Consider the following 26946-nt stretch of genomic DNA (forward strand, 5'->3'; position numbering starts at 1 on the left):
GTGTGGACGTAAAGCGACAGCAGTCCACACAACCGGCCCCGGAGGCCCGTCACCGCACCCACCACAAACCCAGCCCGCCGCAGGCGCAACGGCGAACAACACCCGCGGCGGGACAGCCGGGTACCTGGGAGGCGCCGCAAAGCGCACCGGCGAGCAAGCCCCGCGCCGCCGCAGACAACTACGTACGCGGCGCTGCAAAGCGCACAACGGCGAGCCCCGCGGCGGGACAGCCGGGTACGTGGGAGGCGCCGCAAAGCGCACCGGCGAGCAACCCCGACGGTGGGACAGACGGGTACGTGGGCGGAAAACCAAGCGTCAGCGAGGCCCGTACTTCCGCCCCGTCCGCGACGTAAGGCCCCCCAGCACCCCGCGCGGCGCCAGCTTCACCGCGCCCATGAGGGCCTTGTAGCGGGGGTCGGGGATCGAGAGGGACTTGCCGCGCATGAGGTCCTTCATCGCCGCGTCGACCAGCTTGTCGGCGTCCAGCCACATCCAGCCGGGGATGTTGTCCGTGCCCATCCCGGCCCGCTGGTGGAACTCGGTCCGTACGAAGCCGGGGCACAGCGCCATCAGGCGCACCCCGCTGCCCGCCAGGTCGCGCGCCGCGCCCTGCGTGAACTGCACCACCCAGGCCTTGCTCGCGCCGTAGGTGCCGCGCGGCACGAACGCCGCCACCGAGGCCACGTTGACCACCGCACCGCGCCGCCGGTCGCGCATCCCGCGTACGCCGGCGGTGGTGAGCCGCAGCACCGCCTCGCAGTGCACCTTCAGCATCGTCAGTTCGTCGGCCATCGGGACTTCGAGGTACTCGCCCTTGTTGCCGAATCCGGCGTTGTTCACCAGCAGATCGACCGGGTGTTTGGCGTCCGAGAGCCGCGCCTCGACCGCCGCGATGCCGTCGTCCGTCGACAGGTCGGCGCTGAGCACCTCCGCCTCGATGCCGTGCCGGTCGTGCAACTCGGTGGCCTGCTCGCGCAGTCGCTTCTCGTCGCGGGCCACCAGCACCACGCTGTGGCCGTCGCTCGCCAGCCGCCGGGCGAACGCCGCGCCGATGCCCGCCGTCGCTCCCGTGATCAATGCAGTCGTCATACCGGCACGCTATCCGCCCGAAGCGCGCCACCGGAGCCCCAACCCCCCGTCGCCGGAGCGACAACCTCCGCCACTGGAGCCCCAAACCCACCACTCGGCAGCTCCTGACGATTCGTCCCGGCCCGCGGGTAGCACCGGCCTACGAGCCTCATGCACGCTCCAGGTACTTCGCCACCTGCCGGCGGGTCTCCTCCGGGAGCACCTCGCCCGCGTCCAGCAGTTGCGGCAGCAGCTCCCGCCGGCCGGTCAGGGCCCGGAACACCATCCGGACGGTCACCTCGTGGTCCGGGCGGTGCTCCCGTCGGACGTGGTCCCCGGCGCGGATCTGGCCCGGCTCGATCACCCGGAGGTACGCGCCGGGCACCGCGGCCCCGATGAACCGCTTCATCCAGCGGGGCTCCCCCATCCGCCCCTGGAACGTACGGCAGGGGACCCGCGGCGCCGACACCTCCAGCAGGACGTGGTGGCCGATCCGCCAGCGTTCGCCGATGCGGGCGTGGGTGACCTCGACGCCCCAGGTGGTGAGGTTCTCCCCGAAGAGCCCGTTGGGCAGCGCGCGGCCCAGTTCGTGCTGCCAGACGTCCAGGTCCTCGCGGGCGTAGGCGTACACGGCCTTGTCGTCACCGCCGTGGTGGCGACGGTCGACCACCGCGTCGCCGGTCAGCCCACTGCCCCCGACGCCCCTGGGCCCGGGGGCGCGGACCGTCACCGGCCCGTCCACGGGACGTTTGAAGATGCCCGTGCCGGCCTCGACGGCGGCGTGCGCGTAGGGGGTGCGGTGTCCCAAATTCACGGTCAGCAGCTTCATACGGTGCTCCGATGCCCGGTCGCGGCGGCAGGATGCGGCCCACACACCAGGGTGACCGCAATTCGCCCCGGCACGCCCCGCACACTCCGCGCGCCCCGAGCTTCCGACGCCCGCTCCATGCGCCGTGCGGTGATCCCGACCCCCGGTCCCGCCCCCGGTCCCGCCCCTGTGCCTCCGCGCATGCGCCCGGTGCCTCAAAGCAACCGACCGGTTTTTCCTGATCAGCCCAAGACCCGCTTATGCTCGAAACATGATCGAGGCCCGTCACCTCCGCGTGCTGCGCGCCGTCGCCAGGACCGGCTCGTTCTCCGGCGCAGCACGGGAGCTGGGCTGCACCCAGCCGGCCATCAGCCAGCAGATGAAGGCGCTGGAGCAGTCCGCCGGGACCCCGCTGCTGGTCCGGGCGGGCCGCGAGATGCGGCTGACGCAGGCCGGCGAGGCACTCGTACGGCATGCGGTCGGCATCCTGGCCGGGCTGACCGCCGCCGAGGAGGAGGTCGCGGCCATCGCCGGCCTCCGGGCCGGGCGGGTGCGGCTGGTGTCGTTCCCCTCGGGCAGCTCGACGCTGGTGCCGACCGCCCTGGCCAAGATGCGCGCCGCCCACCCCGGCACCCGGGTCTCGCTGGTGGAGGCGGAGCCGCCGCGCTCCATCGAGATGCTGCGCAACGGCGACTGCGAGATCGCCCTGGCGTTCCGTTACCCGGAGGTGCGCGGGGCGGACCCGGCGGCCGGCGTGGAATGGGACGACCTGGTGGTGCGGCCGATCCTGGCGGACCGGCTGATCGGCCTGGTCCCGGACGGCCACCGGCTGGCGAGGGCCGGCCGTGCGTGCTTCACCGACCTGGCCGACGAGCCGTGGATCGCGGGCTGCCCGCGCTGCCGCCGGCATCTGGTGGAGGTCTGCGAGAGCGCGGGCTTCACGCCCCGCATCGACTTCGCGACGGACGACTACCCGGCCGTGATCGGCCTGGTCGGAGCGGGGCTGGGGGTCGCCGCGCTGCCCGAGCTGACCCTCGCATCGGTACGTCCCAAGGGGGCCACCGCGATCCGGATGGAACCCGCCGTACACCGGGAGATCGTCGCCCTCACCCTGCCGGACCTGGCCCAGGTCCCGGCCGTCGAGGCCATGCTCGACCAGCTGGTGAACGCCGCGTCTCACTGAGCGCCGCAGCACGACAGCGGACGGACGCAGGCGGACGGGTGGACGCAAGCAGGGCCAGCGGACGTAAGCGGGCGGGCGGACGCAAAGCAAACGGGCGGGCGTAAGCAGGGCGAGCGGACGTAAGCGGGCGGGCGGACGCGACCAGGCGGACCCGCACGCCCACCACCCGCGGGCGAGCCGACCCGCGGGACACCGACCCCACCCGCACGCCGAACGGCGGGCAAGCCGCAGCTGCCCGCACGCCAAAACCGATCCCGCCCCTGATCCCGAACCCGATTCCCTCCCCAACCCTGAACCCGACCCCGATTCCCTCCCCACCCCCGCCGCCCCACCGCAGGCACGCTCCCGCCCGCGCACGAACGATCCCCCTGGCGTCCGCTGAGCGATCCCCTCAGCGATCTCCTGAACGATCCCTTGCAGGAACGTTTCTTCCCGAGCTCCGCGCGCCCTTCTCCCTCAGTGGCCGGGCGCCCCCGGCCGGCCCGTCATCGAGTTTGCGGGGACCAGGCGGTGGCGGGCCCGGCCCATCAGTTCCTCGCGTTCGTCCTCGGTCAGGCCGCCCCACACCCCGTAGGGCTCGCGGACGGCCAGCGCATGCGCCGCGCACTCGGCCCGCACGGGGCAGCGCATGCATACCTCTTTCGCCGATGTCTCACGCGCGCTGCGAGCCGCTCCGCGCTCGCCCTCGGGGTGGAAGAAGAGTGAGCTGTCCACGCCGCGGCAGGCGGCCAGCAACTGCCAGTCCCAAAGATCTGCGTTCGGGCCCGGGAGGCGGGAGAAATCTGCCATTGCTTGTCCCCTCGAAGCGATGCGGATTCGGGCTCGGTGCTCACGACCGTACATCTACTGTCGAAGTAGATGTAAATATGACTCATTGCGAATCTAGTCATAGTCAACGCGAAAATGGAAGAAAGGGAGCCAAATAGGGCATAGGGTGCACGCGCGGATGCCGGTCGCCCGATGAGTCGTCTGCGTATCCGGCTCCTCACGGAGCGTGCTGAACTCGGTCGCCGAAGCCGTAACTCTTTCGGGTGACCGTCGTTGAGTGTGCGGAGGCGATTGGCAGAGGTAGCCCTCGGGCAGGTGTCCGAGGCGGCCGTCAATCGCACAGGTGACGATACGTACCAGCCTGGAGGCTCAAGGTGACGCGCATCAGCTGCGGAGGGCGGTCATGACATCCGTCCTCGTCTGCGACGACTCCCCGCTTGCCCGAGAGGCGCTCCGTCGGGCGGTTGCGACCGTGCCCGGCGTCGAGCGTGTGACGACCGCGGCCAACGGCGAGGAAGTCCTCCGCCGCTGGGGTGCCGATCGCTCGGACCTGATTCTGATGGACGTACGGATGCCCGGGCTCGGCGGTGTCGAGACCGTGCGCCGGTTGCTGTCCGCGGACCCGGGCGCCCGGATCATCATGCTCACGGTGGCCGAGGACCTCGACGGCGTCGCGCTCGCGGTCGCCGCCGGGGCCCGTGGCTATCTGCACAAGGACGCCTCGCGCGCCGAGCTGCGGGCGACGGTGACCCAGGCGCTCGCCGACCCGACGTGGCGGCTCGCCCCGCGCCGGCTGCGGTCCGCCGAGATGGGTGCCGCGCCGACGCTCACCGCGCGTGAGATCCAGGTGCTGGAGGGCATGAGTCACGGCCGTTCGAACGCCGAGATCGGCCGTGAGCTCTTCCTGTCGGAAGACACGGTCAAGACGCACGCCCGGCGGCTGTTCAAGAAACTGGGCGCCTCCGACCGGGCCCATGCGGTGGCGCTCGGCTTCCGCTGGGGACTGGTCCGCTAAGGCGTTGTGACGTGCAGCGATGCGGGGGAGTGAAGATCCCCGCCCGCCCTGTGGCGGGCGGGGCGGCATGGTGCCCCGCATGCCCCGGTCGCCGACGGCGGTCCGATTCGCCGCGCGGTGCCGCATCCTTGAGGTATGGAGTTCCTCGGGGACGGGCCGCTCGGGCACGAGGGGAGGGCGCGGGAGATGACTGCCGGCGCACCTGCCGCTCATAACGCTTCAGTGCACAACTATGGACCTGGTGCCGCGGACCGTGCGGCGCCAAGGCACCATGGACCGATGCGCGACGACGGGAAGCAGGAGATCGGCGATCTCGTCGCACGCGCCGTCGAGGGGGACCAGCGGGCCACCCATGACCTGCTGGCCCATGTCCACCCCCTCGCCCTGCGCTACTGCCGCACCCGGCTGTCCCGGCTGCCCGGCGATGCCCGGCACTTCGTCGAGGACCTGGCGCAGGAGGTCTGTGTCGCGGTGCTCTGCGCGCTGCCGCGCTACCGCGACACCGGCAAGCCCTTCGAGGCGTTCGTCTTCGCCATCGCCGGCCACAAGGTCGCCGACCTGCAGCGGGCCGCGATGCGCCACCCGGGCAGTACGGCCGTGCCGTCCGACGAGATGCCCGAGCAGCCCGACGACTCCCTCGGCCCCGAGGAGCGGGCGCTGCTGAGCAGCGATGCCGAGTGGGCCAAGAAGCTGCTGGCCAACCTCCCGGAGAACCAGCGCGAGCTGGTGCTGCTGCGGGTGGCGGTCGGGCTGACGGCCGAGGAGACCGGGCAGATGCTGGGGATGTCGCCCGGTGCCGTGCGGGTCGCCCAGCACCGCGCGCTGAGCCGGTTGCGGGCGCTCGCCGAGCAGTAGCCCTCGGGTGACGTGAAGTCGCCGTAGGAAAGTACAAGTGACGAGGCCCTCATCGCTCGTGGAATGGGCCACCCCCGTAGGCCGTTAGCATGGGAGTCCGCGCTGAGGCAAGAGCATTGGGGAAGGTGTCATGAGTGACAACGTCGACGGTATGCCCGCCAAATTCGCCATGCTCGGGCTGACATACGACGACGTGCTGCTGTTGCCCGGCGCGTCGGAGGTGCTGCCCAACGCGGTGAGCACCGCGTCCCGGGTCTCGCGCAACGTCACGGTGAACATCCCGCTGCTCTCCGCGGCGATGGACAAGGTCACCGAGGCGCGGATGGCCATCGCCATGGCGCGGCAGGGCGGCGCGGGCGTGCTCCACCGCAATCTGTCCATCGAGGACCAGGCCAACCAGGTCGACCTGGTCAAGCGCTCCGAGTCCGGCATGGTCACCGACCCGATCACGGTCCGTCCGGACGCCGACCTCGCCGAGGCCGACGCGCTGTGCGCCAAGTTCCGCATCAGCGGTGTGCCGGTCACCGATGCCGCGGGCAAGCTGCTGGGCATCGTGACCAACCGCGACATGGCCTTCGAGATGGACCGCCGCCGGCAGGTCCGCGAGGTCATGACCCCGATGCCGCTGGTCACCGGCAAGGTCGGGATCTCCGGCGACGACGCCATCGAGCTGCTGCGCCGCCACAAGATCGAGAAGCTGCCGCTGGTCGACGACGAGGGCGTGCTCAAGGGCCTGATCACGGTCAAGGACTTCGTGAAGGCCGAGAAGTACCCGAACGCCGCCAAGGACGCCGAGGGCCGGCTGGTCGTCGGTGCCGCGGTGGGTGTCGGCGACGCCGCCTACGAGCGGGCGCAGGCCCTGGTCGAGGCCGGTGCCGACTTCCTCGTCGTGGACAGTGCGCACGGCCACTCCCGCGGCATCCTCGACATGATCGCCAAGATCAAGTCCAACATCAGCGTCGACGTGGTCGGCGGCAACGTCGCCACCCGCGACGGCGCCCAGGCCCTGATCGACGCCGGCGCGGACGGCATCAAGGTCGGCGTCGGCCCCGGCTCCATCTGCACGACCCGGGTGGTGGCCGGTGTCGGCGTGCCGCAGGTCACCGCGATCTACGAGGCGGCGCAGGCAGCGAACGCCGCGGGCGTCCCGCTGATCGGCGATGGCGGCCTGCAGTTCTCCGGCGACATCGCCAAGGCCATCGCGGCCGGTGCGGACACCGTCATGCTGGGCTCGCTGCTGGCCGGCTGCGAGGAGTCGCCGGGCGAGATGGTCTTCATCAACGGCAAGCAGTTCAAGTCGTACCGCGGCATGGGCTCGCTGGGCGCGATGCAGTCCCGCGGCCAGGGCCGGTCCTTCTCCAAGGACCGCTACTTCCAGGACAACGTCCTCTCCGAGGACAAGCTGGTGCCCGAGGGCATCGAGGGCCAGGTTCCCTACCGCGGCCCGCTCGCCTCGGTCGCCCACCAGCTCGTCGGCGGTCTGCGCGCCTCGATGGGCTACGTGGGCTCCGCCGACATCCCCGAGCTCAAGGAGAAGGGCCGGTTCGTCCGGATCACCGCCGCGGGCCTGAAGGAGAGCCACCCGCACGACGTCCAGATGATCACCGAGGCGCCGAACTACGCCCGGCGCTGACGCCCCGCAGGTAGCCCCGGGCCCCGTAGGCCCCTAGCGTGAGCCCGCGGCCGCACCCCGGCCGCGGGCTCCGGTGCGTCGGGGATACTGGAGACGCAGACGTAGAAGGAAAGGCCACACACGTGACTGAGATCGAGATCGGGCGCGGCAAGCGCGGCCGCCGGGCATACGCATTCGACGACATCGCCGTCGTACCCAGTCGCCGCACCCGCGACCCGAAGGAGGTCTCGATCGCCTGGCAGATCGACGCCTACCGCTTCGAGCTGCCGTTCCTGGCGGCCCCCATGGACTCGGTGGTCTCCCCGCAGACCGCCATCCGCATCGGTGAGCTGGGCGGCCTGGGCGTCCTCAACCTCGAGGGCCTGTGGACCCGCTACGAGGACCCGGAGCCGCTGCTCGCCGAGATCGCCGAGCTGGACGAGGCCGACGCGACCCGCCGGCTCCAGGAGATCTACGCCGCCCCGATCAAGGAAGAGCTGATCGGCCAGCGGATCAAGGAGGTGCGCGACGCGGGCGTGGTCACCGCCGCGGCGCTGTCGCCGCAGCGCACCGCGCAGTTCTCCAAGGCCGTCGTGGACGCCGGCGTGGACATCTTCGTCATCCGCGGTACGACGGTGTCGGCGGAGCACGTGTCGAGCGCGGCCGAACCGCTGAACCTCAAGCAGTTCATCTACGAGCTGGACGTCCCGGTGATCGTCGGCGGCTGCGCCACGTACACCGCGGCCCTGCACCTGATGCGCACCGGCGCGGCCGGCGTGCTGGTCGGCTTCGGCGGCGGCGCCGCGCACACCACCCGTAACGTCCTGGGCATCCAGGTCCCGATGGCCACCGCGGTCGCCGATGTCGCGGCCGCCCGCCGGGACTACATGGACGAGTCCGGCGGCCGCTACGTCCACGTCATCGCCGACGGCGGCGTGGGCTGGTCCGGCGACCTGCCCAAGGCGATCGCCTGCGGCGCGGACGCGGTGATGATGGGCTCCCCGCTCGCCCGCGCGACCGACGCGCCGGGCCGCGGCCACCACTGGGGCATGGAGGCGGTCCACGAGGACGTGCCGCGCGGCAAGCGGATGGACCTGGGTGCGGTCGGCACGACCGAGGAGATCCTCCTCGGCCCCTCGCACACCCCGGACGGTTCGATGAACTTCTTCGGCGCGCTGCGCCGGGCGATGGCGACCACCGGCTACTCGGAGCTGAAGGAATTCCAGCGCGTCGAGGTCACGGTCGCGCCGCGGCGGTAGTCCGTGCGGTAGCCCGCAGGGCACGTCAGGGCACGTACGAAGGGCCGGTCATCCTGGTGGGTGACCGGCCCTTTCGCATGCCCAACGGGGCTAGTGGGGGCGTGTTTTAGGGGGGAGGGGCGCGTGGTTGCGTTCAGGGCGAGTGTGGGCTGAACGGGCGAAGCAGGGCGTTAGTGTCTGTGTTCGGCGACCCGGTTCTCCGGGCCGCCCCCTTCCACGGAGCACGTATCCGGACCCGTTGGCCCGGGGCCCGGCCCGGAGCTCCAGTGGACCGCCCAGCCGGGTTAGTGGGCGGCGTCATGGAAGGGGGCGTGCCCATGGGCCGTCACCGCAAGCCCACCCGCTGGGATCAGATTCGGCTTCGGCTGGTGAAGTTCCGGAGGAGGTGGACCTTGCGGATTTACGGAAGGTGAGCGGCCACCCCTACGAGAACTAGGGGTGGACACTCCGATCACTTCCAGGAGCCTGCCGCAGTACCCGCTGCGGTGGGCTCCACCTGTTTCCGTAAGGTACCCGGGCTGCGCGCCGGGTGCCACCAGGTGCGGAGTTCGGGCCGCGGCGTGCGCCCCCTTCACAGTCGGTGCGCCGCCCCCGTGGGTGTGGTGCCCCTCGTGTCCAGCAGCAGCTGGGCCTTCACCGACAGGCCCTGGAGGTCGTAGGTGCGGTGGGGCTGGAGGAGGAGGGTCAGGTCGGCGGCGGAGGCGGCGTCGTAGAGGGACTCGGCGCGGGGGACCGGGCGGCCGTGGACGGTCCAGTGGGGGACGTGCGGGTCGTGGTACGTGACGTGGGCGCCGAGTTCGCGGAGGCGGGCGGCGATCTCCCAGGCGGGGGAGCCGGTCTGGTCGGCGACGTCGGGTTTGTAGGTGACGCCGAGCAGGAGGATGCGGGCGCCGCGGGCGGACTTGCCGTGTTCGTTGAGGAGGGTGGCGCAGCGCTGGATGACGTAGTGCGGCATCCGGCCGTTGACCTCTTGGGCGAGTTCAACCATGCGGAGGGGGATGGGGAGGGGGAGGGAGGGTGAACTGCTCCGTTCCGTGAGGGAGTTGGGGTCGACTGCGGGGGCGTGGCCGCCTACGCCGGGGCCGGGGCGGAAGGACTGGAAGCCGAAGGGTTTGGTCTCCGCGCAGCGGATGACGTCCCACAGGTCGACGCCGATGTCGTGGCAGAAGACCGCCATCTCGTTCATCAGGGCGATGTTGACGTGGCGGTAGTTCGTTTCGAGGAGCTTGGCGGTTTCCGCCTCGCGGGGGCCGCGGGCGCGGACGACCTTGTCGGTGAGCCGGCCGTAGAAGGTGGCGGCGGCCTCGGTGCAGGCGGGGGTGAGGCCGCCGATGACCTTGGGCGTGTTGGCGTAGTGGTGGGTGCGGTTGCCGGGGTCGTGGCGGCCGGGCGAGTAGGCGAGGTGGAAGTCCCGGCCGGCGGTGAGGCCGGAGCCCGCTTCGAGCAGCGGGCGCAGGAATTCCTCGGTGGTGCCCGGGTACGCGCTGGATTCCAGGATCACCGTGGTGTGCGGCCGGAGTTGTGCGGCCAGCGTGCGGGCGGCGTCGGCGACGGCGGAGAGGTCCAGGGCGCGGTCCTCGCCGAGCGGGGTGGGGGCGCAGATGACGGCGGTGCGGACCCGGCCGAGGGCGGTGGGGTCGGCGGTGGTGCGGAAGCCGGCGGCGAGCAGCCGGCGGAGTTCGGTGGCGGTCAGCGGCCCGTCGGTGGCGGCGTGCGGGTCGGGGTCGTAGCCGAGGGTGCCGATGCCGGCGGTGGTGGCGGCCTGGGCGAGGGGGAGGCCGAGGTGACCGAGTCCGATGACGGCGAGATCTGCGGGCATGCTGCGACCGTCCTTCCCGGGCGGAGGGGTGGCGGGTGGTGTGCGGGGGCGGAAGTGCATGACGTATGCGAAGAGTGCATAAGTAGACTAAGCGGATATTTGGCCCAGAATGGGGATTGAGGGATCAAGGTGGCCGGGGTGTTGCCGTGTGGGTGAGGGGGGATAGCGGCAAGGAGCGCGGTCAGAATCGACGGACGGGGCAGGGCCCCGGTCACGGTGGCCCCGGCCACAGCGGGAGGCAGCGGTGAGGACAGCGATACTGGGACCGGCACAGCGGGCCGAGGCGCTCGCCCGAATGGCGGAGCGGGAGCTGGACGTTCTCGTGGTCGGGGGCGGGGTCGTCGGCGCGGGCACCGCGCTCGACGCGGCGACCCGCGGACTGGACACCGGACTGGTCGAGTCCAGGGACTGGGCCTCCGGCACCTCCAGCCGGTCGAGCAAGCTCATCCACGGCGGTCTGCGGTATCTGGAGATGCTGGACTTCGCGCTGGTGCGGGAGGCGCTGAAGGAGCGTGGACTGCTGCTGGAGCGGCTGGCGCCGCACCTGGTCAAGCCGGTGCCGTTCCTGTATCCGCTGCAGCACAAGTTCTGGGAGCGCTGGTACGCGGGCTCCGGTGTGGCGTTGTACGACGGGATGTCGGTGTCGTCGGGGCACGGCCGCGGGCTGCCGGTCCACCGGCACCTGTCGCTCAAGAAGGCGCTGCGGGTCGCGCCGTGCCTGAAGAAGGACGCGCTGGTGGGCGCGTTGCAGTACTACGACGCGCAGATGGACGACGCGCGGTACGTCGCGACCCTGGTGCGGACCGCGGCGGCGTACGGCGCGCACGCCGCCAACCGGGCGCGGGTGGTGGGTTTTCTGCGCGAGGGCGAGCGGGTGGTCGGCGCCCGGGTGCAGGACGTCGAGGGCGGCCGGGAGTACGAGGTCCGGGCGCGGCAGATCGTCAATGCCACCGGGGTGTGGACGGACGACACCCAGGCGCTGATCGGGGAGCGCGGGCAGTTCCACGTGCGGGCCTCGAAGGGGATCCATCTGGTCGTTCCCAAGGACCGCATCCACTCGACGACCGGGCTGATCCTGCGGACCGAGAAGAGCGTGCTGTTCGTCATTCCCTGGGGCCGGCACTGGATCGTGGGCACCACGGACACCGACTGGGACCTGGACAAGGCGCATCCGGCGGCGTCCAGCGCGGACATCGACTATCTGCTGGAGCATGTGAATGAGGTCCTGGCCACCCCGCTGACCAGGGACGACGTCGAGGGTGTCTATGCCGGGCTGCGGCCGCTGCTGGCGGGGGAGTCGGACGCCACCAGCAAGCTGTCGCGGGAGCACACGGTCGCGCATCCGGTGCCGGGCCTGGTGGTGGTCGCCGGCGGCAAGTACACGACGTACCGGGTGATGGCCAAGGACGCCGTCGACGAGGCGGTGCACGGGCTGGACCAGCGGGTCGCGGAGTGCGTCACCGAGGAGGTGCCGCTGGTCGGGGCCGAAGGCTACAAGGCGCTGTGGAACGCCCGGGCCCGGATCGCGGCCCGCACCGGGCTGCACGTGGCGCGGATCGAGCACCTGCTCAACCGGTACGGCGCGCTCACCGAGGAACTGCTGGAGCTCGTGGTGGGCAATCCTTCACTGGGCGAACCACTGACCGGCGCGGACGACTATCTGCGCGCCGAGGCGGTCTACGCCTGTACGCACGAGGGGGCGCGCCACCTCGACGACGTGCTGACCCGCCGGACCCGGATCTCGATCGAGACCTTCGACCGCGGGACCCGCTGCGCCCGCGAGGTGGCCGAGCTGATGGCGCCGGCGCTCGGCTGGGACGACGACCAGGTCGAGAAGGAGATCACCCACTACCGCAAGCGGGTCGAGGCGGAACGCGAATCGCAGCGCCAGCCGGACGATCTGACGGCGGATGCGGCGCGGCTGGGGGCACCGGACATCGTGCCGCTGTAGCCCCGCAGGCCATGGCCTCCCGCAAGGTCGCCTTATTTATTGCGCAAAACTATGTGTGGCGCAGAACTCGGCGCTCAGCACCGCGGTCGTGTCGGCCGGGTCCAGCCGGTCGTCCGTGTTCACGCGGTAGCTGACGACGTGTCGCCCGCCGACGGTGCCCGCGGACTGCGCGAAGGACCCGTTGATGTCGCCGTTGTGGCCCCAGACCGTCACCCCGCAGGGCAGCCGGGTCGCGTAGAGGCCGAGGCCGTAGGTGCCGCCGGTGTGCCGCTCGCTGCGTATGGCGGCCATCTGGCGCGGCGGCAGGAACTTCCCGCCGAGCAGGGCGGAGAAGAACCGGTTGAGGTCGCCCAGGGTGGTGACCATCTCGCCGGCCGCGCCGGCCCGGCTGGGGTCCAGCGAGGTGGCGTCCACCCGCCGGTCGCCGATCCGGGAGTACGCGCGGCCGTGCGGCGCCGGCAGCACCGGGTCGGTGCCGGGGAAGGAGGTGTGGCCGAGCCCGGCCGGGAGGAGGATGCGGCGGCGGATCTCGGCGGCGTACGGGTGGCCGGTGACCGCCCGGATGATCAGGCCGAGCACCAGGTAGTTGGTGTTGGAGTAGGCGTAGCGGGCGCCGGGTGCGGCCACCGGCGGGTGGTGGAGGGCGATCCGCAGGAGTTCGGCCGGGGTGTGGCTGTCGTAGCGGTGCGCGGCGAAGCCGGGGCCGGAGAAGCGGCGGGCGAGCCACGGGTCCTGGGTGTAGTTGAACAGGCCGCTGGTGTGGTCGAGCAGCTGGTGGACCGTCACGTTCCGCAGGTCGGCGCCGCCGTGGCCGGCGGTGACCGGGACGCCCGGCGGGAGGTGGGCGGCCGCCGGATCGCTCAGGCGCAGCCGCCGCTCGGCGACGAGCTGCAGGACGACCGTCGCCACCAGGGGTTTGGTGAGGCTGCCGGCCCGGAAGTGGTCCGCCGCGGTCATCCGGCGCCGGCTGCGCAGATCGGCGTAGCCGGCCGTGGAGAAGCGCGGGGCGGGGAACCGGCCGGCGCGGGTGGTGAGCGAGGCCGCGCCCGGGGCGCCGTCCGCGACCAGCCGGTGCAGTGCGGGCACCGTGGTGGCCGGCGGCCGGGTGACGCTTCCCGCCGGCGGCACACGGGTGGTGGCCGGCCGGCCCACGCAGGCCGGCAGGGCCAGCGCGGCCACTGCGGCCAGCGCCGCCGCCACGGCCGGCCCGGGCGGACGCATCGTCATCGGGACTCCCGTTCGTCGGGGCCATCATGACGGGTATGCGGTGCCGCCCGGCACCGACCCGGGCCTTCCGCACGGCCGCGGATGAGGGAGAATGAAGGCTCTGCCAGGGTGGGTTGTCCGAGTTGGGTCAGTTTGGCGATCGATGCGATGTCAAGGCTGCCAACTCGGCTGGATTGCCGAGGGGATTCAGTGGGCGACGAGGTCGAGATGGACGGCAAGGAGGGCAGGCTGCTCGCCGGCCGGTACCGGCTCGCCGATGTTCTCGGCCGGGGTGGCATGGGCACCGTCTGGCGGGCACGCGACGAGGTCCTGGGCCGTACGGTCGCAGTCAAGGAACTGCGCTTCCCGGGCGGGGTCGAGGAGGACGAGAAGCGCCGGCTGATCACCCGCACGCTGCGCGAGGCCAAGGCGATCGCCCGGATCCGGAACAACGGCGCGGTGACGGTCTACGACGTGGTCGACGAGGACGACCGGCCGTGGATCGTGATGGAGCTGGTCGAGGGTCGCTCGCTCGCCGAGGTCGTACGGGACGACGGCCCGCTGACCCCGCGCCGCGCCGCCGAGGTCGGCCTCGCGGTGCTCGACGTGCTGCGCGCCGCGCACGACGCCGGCATCCTGCACCGCGATGTGAAGCCGTCCAACGTCCTGATGTCCGACGACGGCCGGGTCGTGCTGACCGACTTCGGCATCGCCCAGGTCGAGGGCGACCCCTCGGTGACCTCGACCGGCATGCTCGTCGGCGCGCCCTCCTACATCTCCCCGGAGCGTGCCCGCGGCCAGAAGCCCGGCCCGCCGGCCGACCTGTGGTCGCTGGGCGGCCTGCTGTACGCCTGTGTCGAGGGTGTGCCGCCCTACGACAAGGGCTCGGCGATCGCCACGCTCACCGCCGTGATGACCGAGCCGGTCGAGCCGCCGAAGAGTGCCGGTGCGCTGGAAGAGGTCATCTTCGGGCTGCTGGTGAAGGACCCGCAGGCCCGGCTGGACGACGCCGGTGCGCGGTCGATGCTGCTGGACGTCATCCACGCGCCGGAGAAGACCGAGCCGCCGATGGACGCGACCCGGGCGATGGCGCTGCCGACCGTGCCCGGGGAACGCACCACGGCCAAGCCGAAGGACGCGCCGAAGACCAAGGCCGCCCCGAAGCCGAAGGCCGCCAAGAGCGGTGCCCCGGCGCGGCCGCAGCGCAAGCCGAAGGAGAAGCCGGCCGCCGCGGCGTCCGGTGCGGCCGGGGCCACCGCGTCCGCCGGTGCGTCCGCGAAGGCGCCGGCCCGGCCGGAGCCGAAGCCCGCCGCGGTCGCGACGAAGCGGCCGGCCGCGGGCGGCACGGCGGCGGACCGGCCGTCCGGTGGCCGCCCCGGCTTCGACGGCGAGGCCGCCAAGGAGCGGGTGCGCGCCGCCCTGAAATCCGTGCGCAACGCCGCCGCCGCGGCCGCGGCCCGGGCGGACTCCAGACCCGGCGACGGGGACCGCCCGTCCGCCCCGCGTGCGTCGCTGACCGATGTCGTCCCGCGCCGCACCCTGATCACCGTGGCCGTGGTCGTCGTCCTCGCGGTGCTGGGCACGGTCCTGGCGCTGTCCCTCGGCGGCGACGACACCGGCACGAAGGGCAGCGGTTCTTCGGGCAAGGACGGCAAGGGGTCCTCCGCGGCCCGCACCAAGCCCTCGACCGACGCGGCCGACGCCAACGGTGACGACGCGAAGGGGGACGACGCGAACGGCGGCGGCCCCGACCGGCCGGGCCCGGCGCCGAGCGCCGACCAGGCCGGCGACAAGGGCGGCGCGGACGGCAACGGCGGTGACGGCGGCGACGGGAAGGGCGGCGCGAAGCTTCCGGACGGCTACGCCCGGAAGACCAACGGCACGTTCCACTTCCGTATGGCCATGCCCAAGGGGTTCCGGCAGACCGGCACCGCGGGGCAGGGCTCCGGCGCCATATACAGCGCCTCGGGCGACGGATTCCCGCGCGTCCAGGTCGACTACAACGCCAAGCCCGGCAAGGACGCCGCGGCCGCCTGGCGCAGCCTGGAGCCGAGCGTGCGCGGGTCCAGCGACGACTACCACCTCATCGGCATCAAGACGGTGAAGTGGCGGGGCTATCCGACCGTCGCCGACTGGTCGTTCACCCGCACCCAGGACGGCGAGAAGGTACGGGTCCTCAACCGCGGCTTCCGGGCCGACGACGACCACGGCTACGCCATCATGATCACCTGCAAGGCGGACAGCTGGTCGGGCAAGGAGTGCCAGCAGGTCATCGCCACCGCGTTCAAGACGTTCGCGGTGAAGGACTGAGACCGGGACGGAGCGGACGCGGCCGGCGGGAGACCGCGGACGGATGCATCAACGGGCCGGGCGGGCGCACCGTCCGGCCCGGGCACGTATCGTGAGACATCGAAGACCGTACGCATCCGCATTCGGTGGGAACGCGACCGGAAGTGACCGACGGCGCCCGTGCCGGAGGGCGGCGGAGGCGGGGCGGTAACACAGCACGCGCTGCGGGGAGGCGTCGTGGACGAGTACGCAGGGCGAGTGCTCGCCGAGCGCTACCGCCTGCCCGTGCGCCCCCTCGGCGACGACGACTTCACCGAGTCCCGGGCGTTCGACACGTTCAGCGGGCAGGAGGTGCTGGTCCGTCAGGTACCGCTGCCCGAGGTCGTGGAGGCCGAGGTGCTCGAAGCGGAGGCGGTGGGCGCGGGCCCGGCCGGTTCCGGCGAGTGGAGCGGCGGCGGCCGCTTCGGCGGCTTCCGGGCGACGGGGGTGGCCGACCGCAGCCCCCGCGACCCGGCCGTACGCCGCGCGCTGCAGGCCGCCACGACCGTGGCGCAGCTGCCCGACCATCCCCGGCTGGAGCAGGTCTTCGACGTCTTCGCCCAGGACGGCAGCCTGTGGATCGTCGGCGAACTCCTCACCGCCCGCCCGCTGTCCGCACTGCTCGCCGAGCGGCCGCTGACCCCGCACCGCGCCGCGGAGATCGGCGCCGACCTGCTCACCGCGCTGCGGACGCTGCACACGGACGGCCGGCCGCACCGCAACATCACCGCCCGCACGGTCCTGGTCTGCGCCGACGGCCGGGCCATCCTCACCGGGCTGGCGGCGGCCGCGGCCCAGGAAGCACTGTGCGGAGACGATTCGCCCGCCGCGGACGACACCGACGAGGCCCGGCCCCTCACCGGGCTCGCCGCCGAACGCGCGCGGCAGGCGCGGCTGACCGTTGTCGGCCCGGTCACCGAACGCTGGGCGCCCGAGCAGGCCGCGCCGGTGGGCGAGGACGCGCCGTTCCCCCGTCCGGGCCCGGCCGCGGACCTGTGGGCGGTCGGCGCGCTGCTGTTCCGGAGCGTGCAGGGCCATCCGCCGTTCCCCGAGGACAGCACCGCCGAACTCGCCCGGCTGGTACGGTCCGGGCCGTCCGTGGACGCGGCGGGGTGCGGGCCGCTGCGCCCGGTCGTCGAGGCCCTGCTGCACCGGGACCCCGCCGGGCGCCCGGCCCTCGACGAGGTGCGCCACGCGCTGCGCGCGCTGATCCGTACGGCCCCGGAGCCGGAGACCGAGCGCCGGCTGGTGACGATGCCGGCGCTGGAGCAGGGCGGCGCCCCGCGGTGGCTGCCGATCGTGCGGCGGCGCGGCGAACTCGTCCGCAAGGGGCGGCACAAGAAGGGCCGGCCGGCCGGCCGCCCCGAGCCGTCGGCGCAGGCGGCCGCCGCCCCGGCTCCGCCCGCCGCGCGCCCTCCGCACCCGCGCCGGATGCCGCCGGCCGAGGAGCGGACCGTCCCTTCCGCGAGCTCGAAGGAGCCGGGGGGACCTCCCTCGCCGCCGGCCCGGCTGCCCCGCCCGCCGAAGCAGCCCAAGCCGCTCCGGCAGGCCAAGCCGTCCCGCGCGACCCGGCCCGCCCGGCCGCCGCGAGGGACCGCCGCCCCGCACCGGGACGCCTACGAGCCGGACCTGCTGGCCTCCGGGCCGCGGCCGGACCGGCCCCGCCGCGGTGCGCCGCGCAACCTCGGCCGGCTGCTGCTCGGCGCGATCCTGCTGCTCCTCGTCGGCGCGGTCGCCTACGCCATGGCGTTCCTGCCGAAGGCGGGCGAGGACGCCAAGGAGGGGCGGCGCGGCGCGGACCGGACCGCCACCTCGGGTGCACCGCCCGCCAGTCCCGCCCCGACCCCCTCCGGCGGCGAGGACGGCGGTGCGCCGGACCCCGGTGAGCCGCGGCCCACCACGCCCGCCGATGTCGCCCCCGGCTTCGCGCTGCGCACCGACCCCCGGGGCTTCCAGATCGCGGTCCGCGACGGCTGGCAGCGGCGCGCCGCCAACGCCCAGGGCCAGGTGCGCTATCTCGGCGGCGACTACGAACTGCTGGTCGTGCCCGGCCGGGACACCACGGCCCGGTACGGCGCGGACCCGATGGCCTACCTCCAGAACAAGGAGCCCGAGCTGGCCCCGTACCGCGGCTCCAGCTGGGCGACCGCTGCAGGGCTGCGGCGGATCGACGTCGGCAAGACTGCGATGGCCGAGGGCACGTTCACCTGGCGCGACGGCAGCGGCCGGGAGGTCTACGTCCGCAACCTCGCCATGATCCACAACGGCCGCTACCACCTGGTCCTGGTCATCGGCCCGGACGGCTCCGGGCGCCGCGAGGTCGACCGGCTCTACGAGCAGGCGACCAGCTCCTACCGGCCCCGGTGAGGCCGGTGCGGTTCAGCGCCGCCCGGAGAGCTCCCGTTCCAGCGGGGTCCGGAAGCGGGGCGTGATCCGGACCGGGCCGACCCAGGCCGCGAGCCGGGCGGCCTCGGCGGTCACCGCGTCGGCCGCCTCGCGGCCGCCGTCGCCGGTCAGCAGCCGCCAGACGATCTCGCCGTCCGGGCGCTGGGCCCAGCCGCCGATGATCCGGCCGTTCCACCACACCGTCGGGCCGATGTTGCCACTGCGGTCGAAGAGCTGCGGTACGTGGTCCGGGTCGAGGTACCAGTCCCGGGCCTTCCAGCCCATGGCGGTGGGGTCGAGGGCGGGCAGCAGGGCGGCCCAGGGTTCCGGTTCGGGCACCGGGCCGAGGTCGTCGGGCAGGGCCAGTCCGGTCGTGCCGTCGTCGAGCGTCACCTCGACGGCGTCGGTGGCGGCCACCGCCCGCCGGGTGTCGGTGAGCGTCCAGCCCGTCCACCACTTGAGGTCCTCGACGGTCGCCGGGCCGTAGGCGGCCAGCCAGCGGCGGGCGAGCGCGGCGCGGGCCTCGGCGGCCGGCGGCGCGGGCAGGTCGGCGAACGCGGTGCCCGGCGTCCAGCGGAAGGAACTGCTGGTCCAGCTGCCGCGCGGACGGCCGCGCCGGACCCGGCCCTCGGCGGCCAGCACCCGCAGCAGCCGGCTGGAGACCGCGACGGTGGCCTCGTACGGTTTGCCGGGCGAGACCACGACGCTCTCGCGCAGGGCGGGCACGTCCTCGGTGAGTTCGGCCGCGGCCGCGGTACCCCGGGCAACCAGCGCGGCCAGCGTCTTCTCCTCCACCTCCGCCAGCCGCCGCTCGTCCCAGCCGACGCCCGTGGCGAGCCAGCCGACCAGGCCGGCGCGCTCCTTGGCGGCGATCGCCCGCCCGGTGGAGGAGGACACGACCGGTGCGAGGCCGGCGCCGACCGCGAACAGGGTGCGCCGCATGGCCAGCAGCCGCACCAGGGAGTGGTCGTCGTAGAGCGCCCGCTCGACCTCGGCCGGGTCCGGCACGGTCAGCCGGGTGCAGGCCGCCAGGTGCACGGTCGCCGCGTCGGTGGCGTGCAGCGCGACCAGCGCGTCGGCGACGTCCTCGGGGCGGCCGGCGCGGCACGCGGGGGCGAGCAGATGCCGCCGCCCGAGGCGGGCCCGGCGACCGGCGGTGTCGATACGGGGTCGGGAGTGACTCATGGGGCGACCGTACGGGAGGTCGCGGACGGCGGGTGTCCTCTTTCATGAGTCCGCCGGGGCCGGGCGGGCCGCCGCCGGCCCCCCGAACCGCTCCCGCAGTTCCTGCTTGCGCACCTTGCGCAGCGTCGCCCCGCGCGGCAGCGCGGCCACCACCTCCAGCTGCTCGGGCAGCTTGTACCGGGCCAGCCCCAGGCCGAGGAGGTGCGCGCAGACCGCGCCGAGCGTCAACTCCCCTGCCCCCGACGGCTGTTCGACGACCGCGCAGACCCGTTCGCCGCGCCGGTCGTCCGGCAGCCCGATGACGGCGGCGTCCGCCACGTCCGGGTGCCGGTAGAGCAACTCCTCGATCTCCTGGGCGGAGACGTTCTCGCCCTTGCGGATGATGATGTCCTTGAGGCGGCCGGTGACAACGAGGTGCCCGGTGGGTGTGAGGCGCCCGAGGTCACCGGTGGGCAGGAACCCCTCCGCGTCGAACGGATCGGGCTCACCGAGATAGCCCCGGCACACCGCCGGGCCGCGCAGCCGTATCTCTCCGGTGCCGGGCGCGATCCGGATCTCCATACCGGCGGGCGGCCGGCCGTCGGTGGTGGCGAGGCGCTCCGGGCTGTCGTGCGGGTCGCCCATGGTGACCATCGGGGCCTCGGTCAGCGCATAGCCGTGGGTGAGTTGGCAGCCCAGTTCGGCGACGACCTCGTGGTACAGCGCGGGCGGTTTGGGCGCGCCGCCGCCGGCGAGCAGCCGCAGCGCCGGCAGCAGCCGCCGGCCGGGCGGCAGTCGGCGCTGTTCGGCGAGGAAGAGGGTGTAGAAGGCGGTGGAGCCGCCGGCGAGGGTGACGCCGTGCCGGCGGTAGGCGGCCAGCGACCCGGGCAGCGCGAAGCGTTCCAGCAGCAGCGCCGGGATGCCGCACAGCAGCAGCATGACGGTGTAGTCGGGGCCCGCGACATGGGCGTACGGGAAGGCCATCGAGCCGACGTCGGACGGGGCCGGCCGCAGCGCCTCGGCCAGCCAGCGGCCGGCCGTGCGCAGGGAGTGGTCGGTGTGCCGGACGCCCTTGGGTCCGGCGGTGGTGCCGGAGGTCCAGTAGATCCAGCGGACCTCGTGGGCGTCGGCGGGCGGGGGCGGCAGGAGTGCCGGGTCGCCGTCCGGCAGCCCGCCGCCGGCCCGGTCGTACCCGGCGATGACGGTGGCCGCGCCGTCCGCGCGGCCGTTCCGGACCGGCCCGGGCACGAGGAAGAAGGCGGCGCCGGTGCGGCGCAGCACCTGCCCCACCTCGTGGTCGCCGTAGCCCGGAACGACCGGGCTCTGCACCACGCCGAGCCGGGCCAGGGCCAGGCTGACCAGGACCGTTTCGATGCGGGTCGGCAGCTGCCAGACGACCGTGCAGCCGGGTCGTACGCCGCGTGCGTACAGTCCGGCCGCGACCCGCTCGGCCCGCCGCCGCAGCCCGCCGAAGCTGATCCGCCGCTCGTACCGGGCCGACTCCGCCCCCTGGATCAGGGCGGTGGCCTCCGGACTGCGAGCGGCCCGCCGTACGACCAGGTCCCAGAGGGTGCCACCGGCCATGTTCCCTCCCGCTGCGTATATCTGACGATGCGTCAGTCAATGCGGCCGAGGTTAGAGGCGGACGCCTTGCCGGTCCAGGGGTCCCGGTCTAGCCTGACAACGAGAACTGACGCACCGTCAGAAAACTGAGCTGGGCCCGAGGTGAGGGGACACGATGGACCTCGCGTACACCGAGGAGGAAGAGGACTTCCGCGCCCGGCTGCGCGGCTGGCTCGCGGGCGTCCTCCCCACCCTGCCCCCGCGCCCCGACCCGCTCGACTGGCCGGGGCGCCGCGCCTACGACACCGCCTGGCAGCGGATGCTGTACGACGCGGGATACGCCGACGTCCACTGGGCGGCCGCCCCCACCCTGCGGCTGATCTTCCTGGAGGAGACCGAACGCGCCGGGGCGCCCTACGTGGGCGCGAACTTCGTCGGACTGCTGCACGCCGGTCCCACCATCGCGGCCGAGGGCACCGAGGCCCAGAAGCGCCGCTGGCTGCCGCCGGTGCTGCGGGGCGAGGAGATCTGGTGCCAGGGCTTCAGCGAACCGGAGGCCGGCTCGGACCTCGCGTCGCTGCGGACCCGCGCGGTGCGCGACGGGGACGCGTACGTGGTGACCGGGACCAAGATCTGGACCTCGCACGCCGAGGTCGCCGACTGGTGCGAACTGCTCGTCCGCACCGACCCCGCCGCCCCCCGGCACCGGGGCATCACCTGGCTCGCGATGCCGATGGACGCCCCCGGCATCACCGTCCGGCCGCTGCGCACCCTCGCCGGGTCGGCCGAGTTCGCCGAGATGTTCCTCGACGAGGTACGGGTGCCGGTGGACTGCCGGGTCGGCGCGGAGAACGACGGCTGGCGGGTGACGATGGTGACGCTGTCGTTCGAGCGCGGCACCGCCTTCGTCGGCGAGGTGGTGGCCTGCCGGCGGGTGCTGACGGAGGTCGCCCGCCGGGCCCGGGCGAACGGCCGCTGGGACGACACCGTGCTCCGCCGCAGGCTGGGCCGGCTGAACGCGGAGTTCGCCGCGCTGTGGCGGCTGACCCAGTGGAACGTCAGCGAGACGCAACTACGGGGCGGCGGGCCCGGTACCGGCGGCTCGGTCTTCAAGCTCCGCTACTCGCACGCCCGGCAGGAGCTGTACGACGCGGCGGCCGAGGTGCTGGGGGCCGGCGCTTGGGACGCGGACGAGGAGTGGACCGCCGACCGGCTCTCGTCCCTCTCGTACACCATCGCGGCCGGTACGTCGCAGGTGCAGCAGAACATCATCGCCGAGCGGATCCTCGGCCTGCCGAAGGGGCGGTGACCGGCCGGTGCGCTTCCAACTCACCGATGAGCAAAGGGCGTTGAAGAAGGCGACGCGGGAGCTGCTGGCGGCCCGGTTCGACCGGGACCGGCTGCGGGCGGCGACCGGGGACCCGGCCCCGGACCGGGCGCTGTGGCGGGAGCTGGGCGCGGCCGGGTTCTTCGCGCTGCGCCTGCCGGAGGAGGACGGCGGCGTCGGGCTGGGGCTGTCGGAGGCGGTGCTGGTCTTCGAGGAGGCCGGGCGGGCGCTGCTGCCGGGGCCGCTGGTGGCGTGCCAGCTGCTCGCCGGAGCGGTGGACGGCGTCGCGGACGGCGAGAGGATCGTCGGGCTGTGCGACGGGGACGGTGAGCCCGTGCTGTGGGAACACCCGGACGCCTGCGACGAGTTGATCTTGCTGGAGGGCGGCGCCCCGGACCTCGCGTACGGGCCCGGGGGCGCGCAGAGGCGCACGGCCGGCGCATACCGGAGCGTGGCCGGCGAGGTGTCCCGCGCCCCCTTCGCCTCCATCGACCCCCTCACCCCGCTCGCCCGCGTCACCGACCACCCCCGGACGACTCCGCTCAACGGCCCGGACGCGACCCGGTTGCGACAGGAGGCCGCCCTGCTGACCGCCGCCCAGCAACTGGGCAGTGCGCTCCGTACCGTCGAAACGGCGGTCGGTCACGCCCGCGTACGCACCCAGTTCGGCGCGCCCATCGGCTCCTTCCAGGCGGTCAAGCATCTGTGCGCGCAGATGCTCGTACGGGCGGAAATCGCCAGAAGTGCCGTATATGCCGCATCCGTGACGGGCGAGGCCGTCGACGTCGCGGGCGCGAAACTGCTCGCCGACGAGGCCGCGGTGCGCAACGCCCGGGACTGCCTGCAGATTCACGGCGGCACCGGCTTCACCTGGGAGGCCGATGTCCATCTGCACCTCAAACGGGCCTGGTTGCGGGCCGGTTCCTGGGGCACGGCCGGCGAGGCGGAAGAACTGCTGGCGGTGGACCTGGCCGGCTGAGCGCGGGCGGATCCGGGATGCGGGGCGGTGAGCCGTGAGGGCCGATGTCAGACTCTGGCAACTCGTGTGCGAAATGTCGGACTCACCACACAGAAGTGGTCACGGAGGGTCGATATCGGGTTGTGTCCTAGGCGTGACTCGTCACAGGGGGGAGTCGGCGCCCCGCTCAGGTACGCTCCGTCGGGTGCGAGTGGTTCTGTGGCGCAACGAACCCGGTGCCGTCGGAATGACGGCTCCGGCGTACGGACTGCGCGCCGCCCGCCTTGGCCGAGGGCCGGCCAATCCCCCTTGTTCGACTCCCCGCAAAGTGCGTCGCACAGTATGCAGGACGCATACTCCCTTGCGCTGGAATATGCCCGAAGCGCTTGTTGGGGTGACTGAACGTCAACCATGCTGTGCGTCGCTGGGGTCACGCACTGTGACTCCATGGAGGCGCGAGGCGATGTTTCCGCCGGTTCGGATGGTGTGAGCGGTGCAGGTGCTTCAGGTGCAGTTGGACGTACGGCCCGACCCCGCGGAGGTGGGGCGGGCCCGGCGGTGGGCCAGGTCACGGCTCCTGGGCTCCGGTATAGGGGCGGACGAGCCGCTCGCGGAGACGCTGATCCTGCTGATCTCCGAGCTCGTGACCAACGCCGTGGTGCACACCGGCACCGCGGCCTCGCTGCGGATGTGCTTCTCCGGGTCCGGCGCCGTCGTCGGCACCGTCCGGGTCGAGGTCACGGACGCCAGCGCCCGTCCGCCGCGCCAGCGGCACGCCGACGGTGACGACACCAACGGGCGCGGCCTGGAGCTGGTCGACGGCCTCGCCGACCGCTGGGGCTGGCAGCCGGAAGGCGCCGGCAAGCGGATCTGGTGCGAGGTGGACCGCGGCCGGCCGCTGCTGATGGCGACCGGGTCCGACCTGGGGGCCTACGAAGACCGGTGCGCCGTATCGCGCCGGATGTGAGATCCACGGTGCCGTAGCGCACCATCAGGTCCGGGCCGGGTGTTGACGTAACGTGCCTGTTTGATCACGCTGGGACGAGCGATGCGCCGTGAGGGGACGCCGAGGGCGGGACGCGGCCGGGTCTGCGTACCCGGCCCCGGCCTCGACGAGTGCGGATCGCGGCCCGGTGGGGGGCGGGGGTGGCGGTCCGCGGTGCCGTGCTCGGGGCGCGCACCCGCGCGCACCGCCACCCGGCCGGCCCGTCACGGGCGCGGAGACGGGGCCGGAGACGGGCGCGGCGCGGGTCAGAGGACCGCCACCGGCGCGACCGGGGTGCCCGAGCCGCCGACGAACGGTTCGGCCATCGCGGACAGGAAGAACGCATAGCGGCCCGCCTCCGCGCAGGCCGCCGACAATTCCTCCAGGTTCCAGTTCTGGCCCTGCAGCATGCCCATCTCCACCAGGTGGAGCGCATGCACCGGCATCCACAGCCCCTCGATCTCCGGCGGGAAGATCTCGAACGTCAGGGTGTCGTTGGCGACCGCCGCGACATCACGGGCCCGGAACCACTCCGGGGTGCGCACCGACAGCCCCGGCGACGGGAAGGCGTAACCCTGCCGGTCGCCGGCGAGGTAGCGCTGCAGCTGCCCGGTCCGTACGAGGACGATGTCCCCGGCCCGGACCCTCGTCCCGGCCAGTTCCTCGGCGGCGTCCAGGTCCTCCGGCGTGACCGTGTGCCCGCCGGGCAGCCGGTCGGTGCCGTGCGCCCGGGCCACGTCCAGCAGCACGCCCCGGGAGGTGATCGGGGTGGCCTTCTCGATGCCGAGGACGGTGGCGCCGTCGTGGGCGGTGACGGACGTGGCGGGGCGGTCGTTGTAGAGCCGCCCCGAGTGCGAGACGTGGGTCAGGCCGTCCCAGTGGGTGGCTGCCTGGAGGCCCATGGTGACCGCGTCGTCGGAGGTGGCGACCGTGCCCGGCCCGAAGATCTCCTGATTGATCGCGACCATCGTGTGCAGCGGATTGACCCGGCCCGGGATCATCCCGGTCTGCACGCCGTCCTGCCGCAGCGGCAGCGCGAGCGGGACACGGCGGCCGCTGCGGATGCAGCCGGCGGCCTCCCGTACCACCTGCCCGGTGATCAGATTGAGCGTGCCGATCTCGTCGTCCGCGCCCCAGCGCCCCCAGTTGTTGACGCGTCGGGCGATCTCGTGGAACTCCTGCGGCAGCGGCATGGGGCCCTCCGGGGTCTTGTGTTCGGCTCGCGCCTGCCCAAAAATCTAACGGTCCGTCAGAAACTGCGGGAAGGGGCGCGGCATGGGGAACTTCTTGGCCGGCAAGGTGGTCGCCGTCACCGGGGCCGGGCGCGGCATCGGGCGGGCGGTGGCGCTGGCCTGCGCACAGGAGGGCGCCAAGGTCGTGGTCAACGACTACGGGGTCGCCATCGACGGCGCCGCACCGAGCAGCGAGGTCGCCGAGGCGGTGGTGAAGGAGATCGAGGCGGCCGGCGGCACGGCGACCGCGGTCGCCGACGACGTGTCCACGATGGCGGGCGGCCAGCGGATCGTCGACACCGCGCTGGCGCAGTACGGCCGGATCGACGGCGTCGTCTGCGTGGCCGGCATCCTGCGGGAGCGGATGCTCTTCAACATGTCCGAGGAGGAGTGGGACCCGGTGGTCGCCACCCACCTCAAGGGCACCTTCACGGTCTTCCGGGCCGCGGCCGCGGTGATGCGCCGCCAGGGCTCCGGCACGCTGGTGGGCTTCACCAGCGGTAACCACCAGGGCTCGGTCTCGCAGGCCAACTACTCCGCCGCGAAGGGCGGAATCATCTCCCTCGTCCGGAGCGCGGCACTGGGCCTGCACAAATACGGCGTGACGGCCAACGCGGTCGCCCCCGTCGCCCGCACCCGGATGTCGGCGAACGTCCCCATGGAACTCACGGAGATCGGCGAACCGGAGGACGTGGCGGCCTTCGTCGTCTACCTCCTCAGCGACCACGCCCGCGAGGTGACCGGCCAGGTCTACACGGTGGCCGGCCCCAAGATCGCGGTCTGGGCCCAGCCGGTGGAGCTGCGCTCCGTACACGCCGAAGAGGGCGGCTGGACACCGGAACGGGTGGCGGAGCTCGTACCGGACGCGGTGGGCGTCGACCCGATGCCGCTGCTGGAACGGGTGTCTGAGATGGCCGCGGCCGCGAGGCGGGTGCGGGGTTAGCCGCACGTACCTGTCTGCGGCGCCTCCCACGTACTTGGCCGTCCCGCCGCGGGGGTTGCTCACGGTTGCGCTTTGCGGCGCCGCGTACGTAGTTGTCTGCGGCGCCGCGGGTGTTGGTCGCCGTTGCGCCTGCGGCGGGCTGGGTGTGTGGTGGGTGCGGTGACGGGCCTCCGGGGCCGGTTGTGTGGACTGCTGACGCTTTACGTCCACACAACCGGCCCCTCCGGCCCGTCCCCTCCCGTGAGGGGGAGTGTGCGGGTAAGTGGGGGCGCGCGTCGTACCGCGTACACCTGACGTCGCCAGTCAGAGGGAATACCGACCCTCGCCTGCCGAGTTGTGGCCCCGCAGGGGCCCTCGCAACCCTTACGGGTTCTGTTCGACCGTCCCCTACGGGTCCCCAAGACCCCTTGCATCCCCAACGCCCACCCCCACCCACCGCATTCCCCTCCCCCAACGGGAGGGGACGGGCCGGAGGGGCCGGTGTTTGGGACGTAAAGCGACAGCAGTCCCAAACACC

At 73.1% G+C, this 26946-nt stretch carries 20 protein-coding genes; 12 read left to right on the top strand and 8 right to left on the bottom strand.

Going from position 1 to position 26946, the window contains the following annotated elements:
• Nucleotides 1–315 precede the first annotated feature (315 nt).
• Nucleotides 316–1089: an SDR family oxidoreductase gene (locus ACGF4C_RS38340; protein WP_030417282.1), complete on the bottom strand. Its 774-nt coding sequence runs from the start codon at nt 1087–1089 to the stop codon at nt 316–318.
• A gap of 148 nt (nt 1090–1237) precedes the next feature.
• The gene (locus ACGF4C_RS38345) at nt 1238–1897 is read right to left on the bottom strand and encodes an MOSC domain-containing protein (RefSeq protein WP_393573137.1); all 660 of its coding nucleotides are present in this window, start codon (nt 1895–1897) and stop codon (nt 1238–1240) included.
• A 250-nt stretch (nt 1898–2147) separates the two neighbouring features.
• Here ACGF4C_RS38345 and ACGF4C_RS38350 point away from each other — a divergent pair, with 250 nt between their 5' ends.
• The gene (locus ACGF4C_RS38350; RefSeq protein ID WP_393573139.1) at nt 2148–3059 is read left to right on the top strand and encodes a LysR family transcriptional regulator; all 912 of its coding nucleotides are present in this window, start codon (nt 2148–2150) and stop codon (nt 3057–3059) included.
• A 456-nt stretch (nt 3060–3515) separates the two neighbouring features.
• On the opposite strand, the gene ACGF4C_RS38355 is transcribed toward ACGF4C_RS38350, so the two are convergent.
• Nucleotides 3516–3848 (bottom strand): WhiB family transcriptional regulator, encoded by a 333-nt coding sequence (locus tag ACGF4C_RS38355; protein WP_030416371.1) that lies wholly within the window; start codon nt 3846–3848, stop codon nt 3516–3518.
• Between the two features lie 382 nt (nt 3849–4230).
• Between ACGF4C_RS38355 and ACGF4C_RS38360 the strand changes: the two genes are divergently transcribed.
• From ACGF4C_RS38360 to ACGF4C_RS38375, 4 genes are all read left to right on the top strand, one after another.
• Nucleotides 4231–4842, top strand: coding sequence for a response regulator transcription factor (locus ACGF4C_RS38360; RefSeq protein WP_003948568.1), 612 nt, complete (start codon nt 4231–4233; stop codon nt 4840–4842).
• Nucleotides 4843–5121: 279 nt separating this feature from the next.
• Entirely contained in the window at nt 5122–5697 is a 576-nt protein-coding gene (locus ACGF4C_RS38365) for a sigma-70 family RNA polymerase sigma factor (protein WP_018090849.1), read from the top strand.
• Between the two features lie 130 nt (nt 5698–5827).
• Nucleotides 5828–7330 carry an IMP dehydrogenase gene (gene guaB / locus ACGF4C_RS38370; RefSeq protein ID WP_393573142.1) on the top strand — a complete coding sequence of 501 codons (1503 nt, stop codon included), beginning with the start codon at nt 5828–5830 and terminating at the stop codon, nt 7328–7330.
• 122 nt (nt 7331–7452) lie between these two features.
• Nucleotides 7453–8568 (top strand): GuaB3 family IMP dehydrogenase-related protein, encoded by a 1116-nt coding sequence (locus tag ACGF4C_RS38375; RefSeq protein WP_030416369.1) that lies wholly within the window; start codon nt 7453–7455, stop codon nt 8566–8568.
• 571 nt (nt 8569–9139) lie between these two features.
• Here the strand turns inward: ACGF4C_RS38375 and ACGF4C_RS38380 are convergent.
• The gene (locus ACGF4C_RS38380) at nt 9140–10387 is read right to left on the bottom strand and encodes a nucleotide sugar dehydrogenase (RefSeq protein WP_393573145.1); all 1248 of its coding nucleotides are present in this window, start codon (nt 10385–10387) and stop codon (nt 9140–9142) included.
• A 244-nt stretch (nt 10388–10631) separates the two neighbouring features.
• Here ACGF4C_RS38380 and ACGF4C_RS38385 point away from each other — a divergent pair, with 244 nt between their 5' ends.
• Entirely contained in the window at nt 10632–12338 is a 1707-nt protein-coding gene (locus tag ACGF4C_RS38385) for a glycerol-3-phosphate dehydrogenase/oxidase (RefSeq protein WP_393573147.1), read from the top strand.
• Nucleotides 12339–12374: 36 nt separating this feature from the next.
• Here the strand turns inward: ACGF4C_RS38385 and ACGF4C_RS38390 are convergent, their stop codons facing one another.
• A complete protein-coding gene (locus tag ACGF4C_RS38390; RefSeq protein WP_393573149.1) occupies nt 12375–13565 on the bottom strand; it encodes a serine hydrolase domain-containing protein in 1191 nt (396 codons plus the stop codon).
• Nucleotides 13566–13754: 189 nt separating this feature from the next.
• On the opposite strand from ACGF4C_RS38390, the gene ACGF4C_RS38395 reads away from it, so the two are divergent.
• Nucleotides 13755–15854: a serine/threonine-protein kinase gene (locus ACGF4C_RS38395; RefSeq protein ID WP_393573151.1), complete on the top strand. Its 2100-nt coding sequence runs from the start codon at nt 13755–13757 to the stop codon at nt 15852–15854.
• 216 nt (nt 15855–16070) lie between these two features.
• Entirely contained in the window at nt 16071–18239 is a 2169-nt protein-coding gene (locus ACGF4C_RS38400) for a protein kinase (protein ID WP_393573153.1), read from the top strand.
• 12 nt (nt 18240–18251) lie between these two features.
• Here the strand turns inward: ACGF4C_RS38400 and ACGF4C_RS38405 are convergent, their stop codons facing one another.
• Entirely contained in the window at nt 18252–19442 is a 1191-nt protein-coding gene (locus ACGF4C_RS38405; RefSeq protein ID WP_393573155.1) for a winged helix DNA-binding domain-containing protein, read from the bottom strand.
• Nucleotides 19443–19484: 42 nt separating this feature from the next.
• On the bottom strand, nt 19485–21005 hold the full coding sequence (locus ACGF4C_RS38410; protein WP_393573157.1) for a class I adenylate-forming enzyme family protein: 1521 nt from the start codon (nt 21003–21005) through the stop codon (nt 19485–19487).
• 154 nt (nt 21006–21159) lie between these two features.
• On the opposite strand from ACGF4C_RS38410, the gene ACGF4C_RS38415 reads away from it, so the two are divergent.
• The 3 genes from ACGF4C_RS38415 to ACGF4C_RS38425 all read left to right on the top strand — a co-directional run bounded on the left by ACGF4C_RS38415 (nt 21160) and on the right by ACGF4C_RS38425 (nt 24236).
• Complete coding sequence (locus tag ACGF4C_RS38415; protein ID WP_393573159.1) at nt 21160–22293, top strand: acyl-CoA dehydrogenase family protein; 1134 nt, start codon at nt 21160–21162, stop codon at nt 22291–22293.
• A gap of 7 nt (nt 22294–22300) precedes the next feature.
• Nucleotides 22301–23290, top strand: coding sequence for an acyl-CoA dehydrogenase family protein (locus ACGF4C_RS38420; RefSeq protein WP_393573161.1), 990 nt, complete (start codon nt 22301–22303; stop codon nt 23288–23290).
• Between the two features lie 472 nt (nt 23291–23762).
• On the top strand, nt 23763–24236 hold the full coding sequence (locus ACGF4C_RS38425; protein WP_030416359.1) for an ATP-binding protein: 474 nt from the start codon (nt 23763–23765) through the stop codon (nt 24234–24236).
• A gap of 284 nt (nt 24237–24520) precedes the next feature.
• Here ACGF4C_RS38425 and ACGF4C_RS38430 read toward each other — a convergent pair whose 3' ends face one another.
• Nucleotides 24521–25447, bottom strand: coding sequence for a cyclase family protein (locus ACGF4C_RS38430; RefSeq protein ID WP_393573164.1), 927 nt, complete (start codon nt 25445–25447; stop codon nt 24521–24523).
• An 82-nt stretch (nt 25448–25529) separates the two neighbouring features.
• Here ACGF4C_RS38430 and ACGF4C_RS38435 point away from each other — a divergent pair, with 82 nt between their 5' ends.
• Nucleotides 25530–26429, top strand: coding sequence for an SDR family oxidoreductase (locus ACGF4C_RS38435; protein WP_393573166.1), 900 nt, complete (start codon nt 25530–25532; stop codon nt 26427–26429).
• Nucleotides 26430–26946: the final 517 nt, after the last annotated feature.

The organism is Streptomyces sp. NPDC048197 (genome assembly GCF_043202395.1).
GTDB classification, from domain to species: Bacteria; Actinomycetota; Actinomycetes; order Streptomycetales; family Streptomycetaceae; genus Streptomyces; species Streptomyces siderophoricus.